We start from the raw sequence: 9,571 nt of genomic DNA, 5'->3' as shown, positions 1-9,571 counted from the left end.
TCAACATGCTGTTCTCCGCTGTTCTGGTACGGCTCGCGCCCTCCCCCCGAACCCCCCCCGCCCCCCCGCGCCCCCCCCCCACCCCGTCCACGCGGTGTCCGCCGCCGCGGGGGCCCGCGCGACCGCCCCCCCGCCAGTCCTCGGCCGAGTAGTCCACGACGACCTCGGCGCCCAGTTCGCGGGCCAGGTCCAGCTTCTTCTCGCCCCGCGCGGCCGCGGCCACCCGGGCACCGGCGTCGCGGGCGAGCTGCACCAGGAGCGACCCGGCCCCGCCCGCCGCGGCGGTGACCAGAACCCACTCCCCCTTAACGATCGCCCCGTCGCGGGCGAGCAGCAGCGCCGTCACCCCGTCATGCAGTACGGCCGCCGCCTCCCGGAATCCCAGCCCGTCCGGGATCTCGACCACCTCGCCGGCGGCGGCGACGATCCGCTCGGCGTAGCCGGTGGACGACCTGGCCACCACCCGCCGCCCGACCCAGGACGGGTCGACGCCCGCGCCCACGGCCGACACCACGCCCGCTCCGCCGCCGCCGGGCACGTAGGGAAGGTCGCGGGGGAAGTAGTCAGCGCCCCAACCGGCGCGCAGCAGGGTGTCCAGATAGATGACGTCGGCGACGGCCAGGTCGACGACCAGCTCGCCCGCGCCGGGGACCGGGTCGGGCACCTCGACGGGCGTCAGGACTTCAGGGCCGCCGAACTCGCGCACATGAATGGCTCTCATGCCCCCTACCCTTCAACCTCCAGCATGGTTGAGGTCAAGCCAGGCGGGCGAAGAGGCCGTCGAGCAGCGACGAGAGGCCGAACTCGAAGGCGTCGCCGCCGGTGGGGTAGTCCGGCTCCAGGCGGGCCCGCAGGCGGGGGAAGCGCTGGGCGGTCTCGACCATCTCCGCCATCGCCTCGTCCATCCGCTTCTCCTCGTCGGCGCCCGCGCGGCGTACCTTCGCGCGCAGGGCGGACTCGGCCGCCTCCCCCTGCGCGGCGCCGATCACGAACATCAGGATCGACGCGGCGACCCGGTCGGCGTCGGCGGCGCCGAAGCCGGCCGTCTCGTGGACGGCCAGGCAGTGCTCGTCGTAGCGGGCCTTGTTGGGGCCGTAGATGACATGGGTGCTCATGGCCGGGATCAGCCAGAAGTGGCGGACGATCATCTCGTGGGCGCCGCGGGCGAGTTCGGCGGCGGCCTCGCGCCAGCCCATGGCGGCTGAGTCGGGCAGCCGGATCTCGCCGAAGACGTGGTCGGCGGCCAGCTCGACGAGCCGGTCCTTGCTCTTGACGTGGTAGTACATGGCGGTCGCGGCCGAGTCGAGCTGGGCGCCGAGCCGCCGCATGTTCAGGCCGGCCACGCCCTCGGCGTCCAGGACCTCGACGGCGGCCAGGACGATCTGCTCCTTGGTCAGCGACATGCCGCCATCGTATTGCACTTAGTTCAACTACGTCCTACAGTTTTACTAAGTTCAAAAACGAGGAGACATCCATGAACGCCCGCATCGCCGCAGCGGTGATCCAGCTACTGACCGTGGTCCCGTTCCTGCTGGGGATCTACTCCGTGACCTTCTACGGCGCCGCCGCCCAGCGGGCCGCCGAGGCCGAGATGGCCCGCCAGAACCAGCCCCTGGAACTGCTGACCGGGAACGGCATCAGCTTCGCCGGCAGCGAGGGCCTGGCGATCGTGATCATCGTCATCCTGGTGGTCCTGGCGCTGCTCAACCTGACCGGCAGGCGGATCGGCCGGATCCTCTCCTGGATCTTCCAGCCGATCCTGCTCGTGCTCGGCGTCGTCATCATTCCCGGCCAGGTGTTCACGGCCCGCTTCCTGGAGCCGGTGCTGCCCGGCGTGGACACGCACACGCTGGTCGCCGCGGCCCTGGGCGCCATGCCCGCCTGGGCGACGACCGTCAGCTGGGCCAAGCTCGTGCTCACCACCGCCGGCTCGGTCGCCGTCGTGGTGCTGCTGATCCGGGCGGCTAAAGCCACTTCGCGGTAGGCCAGGACTCCAGTTGCCAGGCGCTGTCCCAGAACATCCACTCGAACTCCGCCGCCTTCACGAAGGCGGCCCGCATCTCCTCCAGGAGCGCCGGGTCGGCCTCGGCGGCGAGGCGGTCGGTGATCTGCTTGGCCCGCGTGACCGACGCGGCGTACTCGGGGTCGGCGTAGGTGGCGATCCAGGCGCGGTACGGATGGGTCTCGGAGCTGCGGCCCACCAGCGCGGTGCCGACGTCCTCGTAGATCCAGAAGCAGGGCAGCACCGCCGCCGCCAGCACCGGGTACGGCGCCGACAGCGCGGTGGCCTGCAGCCAGGAGGAGTAGCCGAGGGCCGTGGGCGAGGTGGGCACGCCGGTCAGGTCGGCGGCCGTCAGGCCGTACTGCTCGATGTAGCCCTCGTGGAGGGTGCGCTCGGCGGCGATGGCGTCGTGGGCGGCCTGCGACCAGAAGGCCATCTCGTCCGGGTCCGCCGCCCTGACGGCCGCGGTGGCCAGGGCCTTGGCGAACGCCTCCAGGTAGCGGGCGTCCTGGACGATGTAGAAGGCGAAGCGCTCGCGGGAGAGCGTGCCGTCGCCCAGGGCGGTGTTGAACGGATGCTCGTGGATGGCCCGCAGCAGGCCGGCGGTTTGGGTCCAGGCGTCGTCGGTGAACACGACAGTCCCTTCGCTAGTCCGAACTAGATCAGGTTCGACGGGTTTGGATCTCAGCCCTTGTCGGGCACCCCGCGTCGCGCGCTCACAGTAACAGCCGCCAATGTGGTGAGTCCCATCAGGAGGGCGCCGAACCAGAGGGCGCCGGTGATGGCCAGGTTGTCGGCCACGATCCCGCCGAACGCGGCGCCGAAGGCGATGGCCAGGTTGAAGACGGTGGTGTTCAGCGCGGTCGCCGCCTCGGCCGAGGCTCCGGCGCCCTTCAGGATCCAGGTCTGCACGGCCACGGGGGCGCCGCCGTAGGCCAGGCCCCAGATCAGCAGCAGGATCGAACCGGTCACCGGCGTGGTGCCGGCCAGCGGGAAGATCACCATGATCACGGCCAGGGTCGCGCTCAGCGTGACGACCCGGCGCCTGACGTCCCAGGACGAGCCGACGAAGGTGCCGACGACTCCGGCGACGCCGAAGCCGAGCAGGACCGGGCCGATCAGGTCGGCGGGCACGCCGGAGACGTTCTGCAGGATCGGGCTGATGAAGGTGAAGGCCGCGTACTGGCCGCTGACCACGAGGAACGTGGAGATGACGGCGGCGCGGACGACCGGATTGCGGAACTGGCGCGGCAGTTCGCGCAGGCGGACGGGGGCGGTGGCGGGAATCCTCGGCAGCAGCCACAGCAGCGCGCCGACCACCAGCAGGGCCAGCACGCCGACGGCGGCGAAGGCGACCCGCCAGTCGGTGAGCCCGCCGATGAGCGTCCCGGCCGGGACGCCGAGCACGTTCGCCGCGGTCGCACCGCCGAAGGCCAGCGAGGTGGCCCGCGCGACGTGACGTTCCGGCACCAGCCGTACGGCGATGCCCGCCGCGAGCGCCCAGAACCCGCCGATCCCGATGCCGACCAGGAACCGGGAGGCCAGCATGACGCCGAAGTTGGGCGCGACCACGGAGACCGCGTTGGCCACCACCATCAGGCTGAGCAACCCGATCAGCACGGTACGCCGGTCCAGCCGCCCGATCGCCACGGGCAGCAGGGGCGCGGTGGCGGAGGCGACCAGGCCGGGCACGGTCACCATGAGCCCGGCGGCGCCCTCGGAGATGTCCAAGGAGCCGCCGATGGCGGTGAGCAGGCCGACGGGCAACTGCTCCACGGTGACCATGGCGAACGTGCCCACGGCCACGGCCGCCACGGCCAGCCATTCCTTCAGTGAGACCTCTTCTCGCGTGACGATGGACACGCCGATCACCTCTCATTGATAATCTTAACGTTGAGATATCATCACTTTATTGTGTGAACGTCAAGTCTGTTAACGCTAAATCTGTGAACGTTAAGAGGTTTCGCCATGAGCGACGCGGTGGACATGCTGCTGGCCCAGTGGAAGAGGGAACGCCCCGACATCGACCCCTCCCCGATGGGGATCATCGGCCGGGTCTCCCGGCTCAGCCTGCTGTTCGGGGGCGAGCTCAAGACGTTCTTCCAGGAGCACGGGCTGGAGCGGTGGGAGTTCGACGTGCTGGCCACACTGCGCAGGTCCGGCGCGCCGTACGAGCTGAGCGCGGGGGAACTGCTCAAGGCGGCCATGGTCACCTCGGGCGCGATCACCAACCGGATCGACCGCATGGAGGCCAAGGACCTCGTCGAACGCGTCAGGGCCAGCGGCGACCGCAGGTCGGTGCGGATCCGGCTCACGCCGCAGGGGCTGGAGCTGGTCGACCGGCTCGTCGGGGCGCACGTGGACAACGAGGAACGCCTGCTGGCCGCCCTCGGTCCCGCCGAGCGCGATCAGCTGGCCGGGCTGCTGCGCACCTTGCTGGAGTCGCTGGGAGACACGAGCCTGGTAGAATGAAGATGGAGAGGGCCGCTTCCCGTGATCACGGGGGCGGCCATGCTGCGTTCATGACCTTTCTCAGCCAGCTCGCGCGCACCGAGCGGTTCACGCTCGGCCGGCCGTCCTCCTTCACCGTCTCCGCCGACGGGCGTACCGTTTTCTTCCTTCGTGACAGCAGCTTGTGGGCTCATGCCCAGGGTGAGGAACGCCTGGTCGCGGGGCCCGGCATCACCGCGTACGCGGCCGACGACGACGGCCGGGTCCTGGCCTTCGAGCGCGACGGGCAGCTGTGCACGGCCGGCGGAGCGCTGCCCACGGCCGAGCCGGTGCGCGCCCCCCGCCCCGACCCCACGGGCGAGCGCATCGCCTACGTCAGCGCGGGAGCGCTCCGGGTCATCGGCGTGGACGGCGACGGCGACCGGGCCGTGGCCGAGCCCGACGGGCCGGAGGTGACCTGGGGGCTGCCCGAGTACGTCGCGCCCGATTCGATCGGGCGGCGCGAAGGCTTCTGGTGGGCGCCCGACGGGCAGCGGTTGCTGGTGGCGCGGGTGGACACCGCGCCCGTCCAGCGCTGGCATCTCGCCGATCCGTCCGATCCGTCGCGGCCGTCGCGCTCCTTCCCGTATCCGGCCGTGGGGACCGCCAACGCCGACGTGACGTTGTGGATCGTCGATCTCGACGGGACGAGGATCCGGGTCGAGGCCGACGACGAGTACCTGACCGCCGCGGGCTGGGACACCCACGGGCCCTACGCCGGCGTGCAGAGCCGCGACCAGCGCCGGGTCCGGCTTCTCGCCGTCGATCCCGCCACCGGGCGGACGGAACTCCTGGACGAGCGGCGTGACGCCGCCTGGGTGACGCTGGTGCCGGGGCTGCCGCGCCGTACCGGGAAGGGGGTGTGGCTCACGAGCGACGACCGCGACGACACCCGCACCCTCCTGTACGGCGGGCGGCCCGTCACCCCGCCCCGCCTGAACCTGCTGGAGGTGCGGTCGGTGGACGGCGAGAGCGTGCTGTTCACCGCCACCGACGAGCCCACCGAGACCCAGCTGTGGTCCTACCACCCGGACGCCGGCCTGGAGAAGCTCGGCCGGGCCGGACTCGACGACACCGCGCGCGGCGGCACCACGGTGATCGGCGCCAGGATCCGCCCGAGCGGCGAGGAGATCGTCTCCCACGCCGAGAAGCCGGTGCTCGACCTCAGGATGCGCCTGCTCAGGCTGGGCCCGCGCGAGCTGCGGGCGGCGCTGTTCCTGCCGTCGTGGCACCGGGAGGAGGACGGGCCGCTGCCGGTCCTGGTGGACCCGTACGGGGGGCCGGCCATGCGCAAGGTGACCGCCGAGCCGTTCTGGGCCAGCTACGTCTCGCAGTGGTTCGCCGAGCAGGGCTACGCGGTGCTCGCGGTGGACGGCAGGGGCACGCCGGGCCGCGGCCCCGCCTGGGAGCGCGCGATCCACCTCGACATCGCCCAGCCGGTGCTCGACGACCAGGTCGAGGGCCTGCACGAGGCGGCGAAGCTGGAGCCGGCGCTCGACCTGAGCCGGGTGGCGATCCGCGGCTGGTCGTTCGGCGGCTTCCTGTCGCTGGTCGCGGTGCTGCGCCGGCCGGACGTCTTCCACGCGGCGATCGCCGGCGCGCCCGTCACCGACCAGCGCATGTACGACACCCACTGGCGCGAGCGTCACCTCGGCCAGCTGGACGAGCACCCGGAGGCCTACGACCGGTGCTCGCCGCTGCTGGAGGCCGAGCGGCTGACCAGGCCGCTGCTGCTGATCCACGGGCTGGCCGACGACAACGTGGTGGCCGCGCACACGCTGCGCCTGTCGGCCGCGCTGCTGGAGGCCGGGCGCCCGCACGAGGTGCTGCCACTGACCCGCGCGGGGCACCGGCCGACGGCCGAGTTCCTCCTCGCGCACCAGCTCGGCTTCCTGCGCCGAGCGCTGCCCGCCGAACGTTTTCGTTGATCGGAAATTGTCGGACTGGTCGGGTAAATTCCCGTTCACTGATCGACCGATACCAATCTTGGAGGTCGTCCTTTGAACGCGGACAGACCCGCGTGGGAGCAGCTCAGCGCGTTGCGGGTGGTCTCACCGCTCCAGCCGCGCAAGCTGGCTAAAGTGCCCTTCGTCGAGATGGCGGAGGGCCGGCTGCAAGGTGTGGTGTCCAGCGGTTCCGACATCGAGCGGGTGTACGTCTCCTCGATCACCGCCGGAACCCACGGCTACAACTGCAGCACCAACAACAACCGGCCGTGCGGCGGGCTGCGCGGCGCGCCGTGCAAGCACCTGCACTCGCTGGTCGACGAGGCCGTCCTGCAGTACGGCCTCGACCAGGTGGCCCGCTACCTGCGCGTCGAGGGCGAGCGCGCGGGCGACCTGGTGCGCAACCTGGACGGCGGGCACGAGTCCATCCCCGCCGCCGTGGTCTTCAGCCGCTTCCTGCGGCACCTGGCCTACCTCGAACTGCCCGCCACCAGCGAACCGGTCGCCGAGATGCACTGGTTCCCCTCGCTCGGGGCGGTGAGCTGATGCTCGCCACGCAGCTCGCGGCCCTGCGCGAAGGCCCGCAGCCCGGACTCGACGAGGCGCTCGGCCTGGTGGCCGGCTTCGACGACGCGCTGGCCAACGGCTTCGCCCGGCTGGGCGAGGAGCGCGCGGAGGCGCTGACCGCGCTCGCCGCCGCCGTCGCCGCCACCCCCCTCGGCCCCCTGGCCGCGGACGCCGCCGGGAAGCTCACCGCGGGCTCGATCGCGGAGGAGCACCTGACGGCGCTGGCCGGAGCGCGCACGACGCTGCTCGGCGCGGTGCACGACGCGCTGCTCGCCCGGCTCGACGCCGCGCTCGGCCGTACCCGCGCCCCGTGGAACGGCGCCCAGCCCCCGGCCGCCGACCCGCTCACCAGCGCCTGCCGCTCCTGGCTGGCCGAGCTGGCCATCACCGGCTGGCGCGGCGTCGACCACGAACTCGCCTCCTCCGCCGACCAGGCGATCCAGGGCATGCTGGCCGAGCCGCGGCTGCGCCGGGCGGGCGTCCTGCTCGACGGCCTCGCCGCCGAGCTGCGCGCCTCCTCCCCGGTCGGCGCGATGGAGCACCTGCCCGTGCGCCGCTGGGCCGACCTGTGGGCGCGCGCCCTGCTGCTCACCCAGACGGGCGCGGTGGAGGGCGCCGAGGAGGTCTCCGGCCGGCTGCTGCCACTCGGCGTCGACATCCATGAGCACGGTACGGCCGCGCAGATCCAGCTCCACGCGATCCTGGAGCCGCACGGCCGCCTGGTGCGCACCAGCGTGTCCGCGGCCAAGGTCGACACGATCGCCGGGCCGTTCGTGTGGCAGCTGTTCCAGGACTACCCCGTGCTGACCGGCGCGCTGGCCAAGCACCTCAGCCTGGAGATCACCGGCATGACGCTGCTGCCCGGCGGCGACCTGCTCTGGCAGGAGGCCAAGGCCGGGGTGGGCGCCTACAGCGACCCGTTCGCCACCGCCCGGGTCCAGCTCGGCGGGGCGAGCGCGCCGGCGGTGCCGCCGCTGGACCGCCACCCGGTCCGCGTCGCCGAGCCGGTGTTCGTCGAGGGCTACAAGAGCGACGGGGCCGTGATCCGGCTCGACGGCGCCGAGCTGCCCTTCGACCTCGACCGGCTGCCGCAGTCGGGGCCGCTGACGCCCCAGCTGCTCAAGGCGTCCACCGCGTGCATCGGGCTGATGCGCTGGGACGGCGGGGGATGGCGGCTGCAACCGCTGGCCGTACAGGCGAGTGTGAAGAAGGAGGCGGTGGCCGCGCACAACGGCGACTGGGCGCAGGGACCCACCGACCAGAAGGTGCTCAAGAGCGGCGCCAAGGCCGGCGATCCCGTCTCGGTGCTCAAGGAGCGAGCGGGACGGTTGCTGCGCAAATGACGGAAACCCGACGTCAGATCCTTTACTGGCGCCTGCTGGCGCGCGTGTTCGAGGGCGAGGAGCAGCCTTCCCTGGAGAAGGCCAGCGTCGCCATCGTCGACGACCTCGGGCTGCCGCCCGCGCTGCTCGACCCGGGCGTGTCCATCGACAACCTGGTGCAGCGTCATCCCGAGCTGGCCGACAGGCTGCGCAAGCTGGACGGCGACGAGGTGACCAACGCGGCGCTGGTGTCGAAGCTGCTGCTCAACACGTTCGCCACCGGCAACGGCACGGTCAGCGCCACCCAGCTGGCCGGGTGGAAGCAGGACGCCGGATGGCTGCAGGAGGCGTTCGGCGGCGAGGCCGCGGGCGAGCTGGGCAAGGTCGAGGCCGACCTGGTCAAGCGCATGCACCTGCGCGAGGTGCTGGCCGACCCGCAGCTCGCCAAGCAGCTCACGCCCAGCATGTCGCTGATCGAACAACTGCTGCGCGACAAGGCGAACCTTTCCGGCGTGGCGCTGGCCAACGCCAAGGCGCTGATCCGCCGGTTCGTCGACGAGGTCGCCCAGGTGCTGCGTACGCAGGTGGAGAAGACCAGCGCGGGCACGATCGACCGGTCGGTACCGCCGAAGCGCGTCTACCGCAACCTCGACCTTGAGCGCACGATCTGGAAGAACCTCACCAACTGGAGCCCCGAGGACGAGCGGCTCTACGTCGACAAGCTCTTCTACAAGCAGACCGCCAAGCGCACCACCCCGGCCAAGATGATCGTGGTCGTCGACCAGTCCGGCTCGATGGTCGACGCGATGGTCAACTGTACGATCCTGGCCTCGATCTTCTCCGGGCTGCCGAAGGTGGACGTGCACCTGGTCGCGTACGACACCCGGGCGCTCGATCTGACCCCGTGGGTGAACGACCCGTTCGAGGTGCTGCTGCGCACCACGCTCGGCGGCGGCACCAACGGCACGGTCGCGATGGCGCTGGCCCGCCCGAAGATCACCGATCCGCGCAACACCGTCATGGTGTGGATCTCCGACTTCTACGACAACCGGTCGCTGATCACGGACTTCGAGGCGCTGCACAAGTCGGGCGTCAAGTTCATCCCGGTGGGCTCGGTGAACAGCTCGGGCCACGCCAGCGTGGACCCGTGGTACCGCCAGAAGCTCAAAGCCCTCGGCACACCGGTCATCTCCGGACACATCCGCAAGCTCGTCAACGAGCTCAAGACTTTCCTGAACACCTAG

General features: G+C 71.5%; 10 protein-coding genes and 1 riboswitch. Of the genes, 6 read left to right on the top strand and 4 right to left on the bottom strand.

Annotated elements, in window-relative coordinates:
- Both ACFWYW_RS15300 and ACFWYW_RS15295 read right to left on the bottom strand, forming a co-directional pair.
- The coding region (locus ACFWYW_RS15300) for a zinc-binding dehydrogenase (protein ID WP_379640986.1) at positions 1-721 on the bottom strand (721 nt) is incomplete at its 3' end.
- Positions 722-755: 34 nt separating this feature from the next.
- Entirely contained in the window at positions 756-1,403 is a 648-nt protein-coding gene (locus ACFWYW_RS15295; protein WP_379613004.1) for a TetR/AcrR family transcriptional regulator C-terminal domain-containing protein, read from the bottom strand.
- A 71-nt stretch (positions 1,404-1,474) separates the two neighbouring features.
- Between ACFWYW_RS15295 and ACFWYW_RS15290 the strand changes: the two genes are divergently transcribed.
- On the top strand, positions 1,475-1,984 hold the full coding sequence (locus tag ACFWYW_RS15290) for a hypothetical protein (RefSeq protein WP_379613005.1): 510 nt from the start codon (positions 1,475-1,477) through the stop codon (positions 1,982-1,984).
- Here the strand turns inward: ACFWYW_RS15290 and tenA are convergent.
- Both tenA and ACFWYW_RS15280 read right to left on the bottom strand, forming a co-directional pair.
- Positions 1,965-2,636, bottom strand: coding sequence for a thiaminase II (tenA, locus tag ACFWYW_RS15285; protein ID WP_379613006.1), 672 nt, complete (start codon positions 2,634-2,636; stop codon positions 1,965-1,967). The two genes, ACFWYW_RS15290 and tenA, sit on opposite strands and share 20 nt — an antisense overlap.
- Positions 2,624-2,718: riboswitch (TPP riboswitch) on the bottom strand. It overlaps the preceding gene by 13 nt.
- A complete protein-coding gene (locus ACFWYW_RS15280) occupies positions 2,687-3,865 on the bottom strand; it encodes an MFS transporter (protein ID WP_379613007.1) in 1,179 nt (392 codons plus the stop codon). Its footprint overlaps the riboswitch before it by 32 nt.
- Before the next feature lie 105 nt (positions 3,866-3,970).
- Between ACFWYW_RS15280 and ACFWYW_RS15275 the strand changes: the two genes are divergently transcribed.
- From ACFWYW_RS15275 to ACFWYW_RS15255, 5 genes are all read left to right on the top strand, one after another.
- On the top strand, positions 3,971-4,474 hold the full coding sequence (locus ACFWYW_RS15275; RefSeq protein ID WP_379613008.1) for a MarR family winged helix-turn-helix transcriptional regulator: 504 nt from the start codon (positions 3,971-3,973) through the stop codon (positions 4,472-4,474).
- Positions 4,475-4,524: 50 nt separating this feature from the next.
- Entirely contained in the window at positions 4,525-6,420 is a 1,896-nt protein-coding gene (locus tag ACFWYW_RS15270) for a prolyl oligopeptidase family serine peptidase (protein ID WP_379613009.1), read from the top strand.
- 72 nt (positions 6,421-6,492) lie between these two features.
- A complete protein-coding gene (locus ACFWYW_RS15265; RefSeq protein ID WP_379613010.1) occupies positions 6,493-6,984 on the top strand; it encodes a hypothetical protein in 492 nt (163 codons plus the stop codon).
- Positions 6,984-8,348, top strand: a complete 1,365-nt coding sequence (locus ACFWYW_RS15260) for a hypothetical protein (RefSeq protein WP_379613011.1) — start codon at positions 6,984-6,986, stop codon at positions 8,346-8,348. The genes ACFWYW_RS15265 and ACFWYW_RS15260 overlap by 1 nt, the downstream gene beginning before the upstream one ends.
- On the top strand, positions 8,345-9,571 hold the full coding sequence (locus tag ACFWYW_RS15255; RefSeq protein ID WP_379613012.1) for a VWA domain-containing protein: 1,227 nt from the start codon (positions 8,345-8,347) through the stop codon (positions 9,569-9,571). The genes ACFWYW_RS15260 and ACFWYW_RS15255 overlap by 4 nt, the downstream gene beginning before the upstream one ends.

It is taken from the genome of Nonomuraea sp. NPDC059023, from assembly GCF_042740095.1.
Lineage (GTDB): Bacteria > Actinomycetota > Actinomycetes > Streptosporangiales > Streptosporangiaceae > Nonomuraea.
Note: the sequence above shows the minus strand (reverse complement) of the source record. Positions and strands in the feature narration are given on the sequence as shown.

Coding starts and splice junctions, on each gene's coding strand:
- ACFWYW_RS15295 (WP_379613004.1), bottom strand. CDS start 1,403: ATGTCGCTGACCAAGGAGCAGATCGTCCTGGCCGCCGTCGAGGTCCTG.
- ACFWYW_RS15290 (WP_379613005.1), top strand. CDS start 1,475: ATGAACGCCCGCATCGCCGCAGCGGTGATCCAGCTACTGACCGTGGTC.
- ACFWYW_RS15275 (WP_379613008.1), top strand. CDS start 3,971: ATGAGCGACGCGGTGGACATGCTGCTGGCCCAGTGGAAGAGGGAACGC.
- ACFWYW_RS15270 (WP_379613009.1), top strand. CDS start 4,525: ATGACCTTTCTCAGCCAGCTCGCGCGCACCGAGCGGTTCACGCTCGGC.
- ACFWYW_RS15260 (WP_379613011.1), top strand. CDS start 6,984: ATGCTCGCCACGCAGCTCGCGGCCCTGCGCGAAGGCCCGCAGCCCGGA.
- ACFWYW_RS15255 (WP_379613012.1), top strand. CDS start 8,345: ATGACGGAAACCCGACGTCAGATCCTTTACTGGCGCCTGCTGGCGCGC.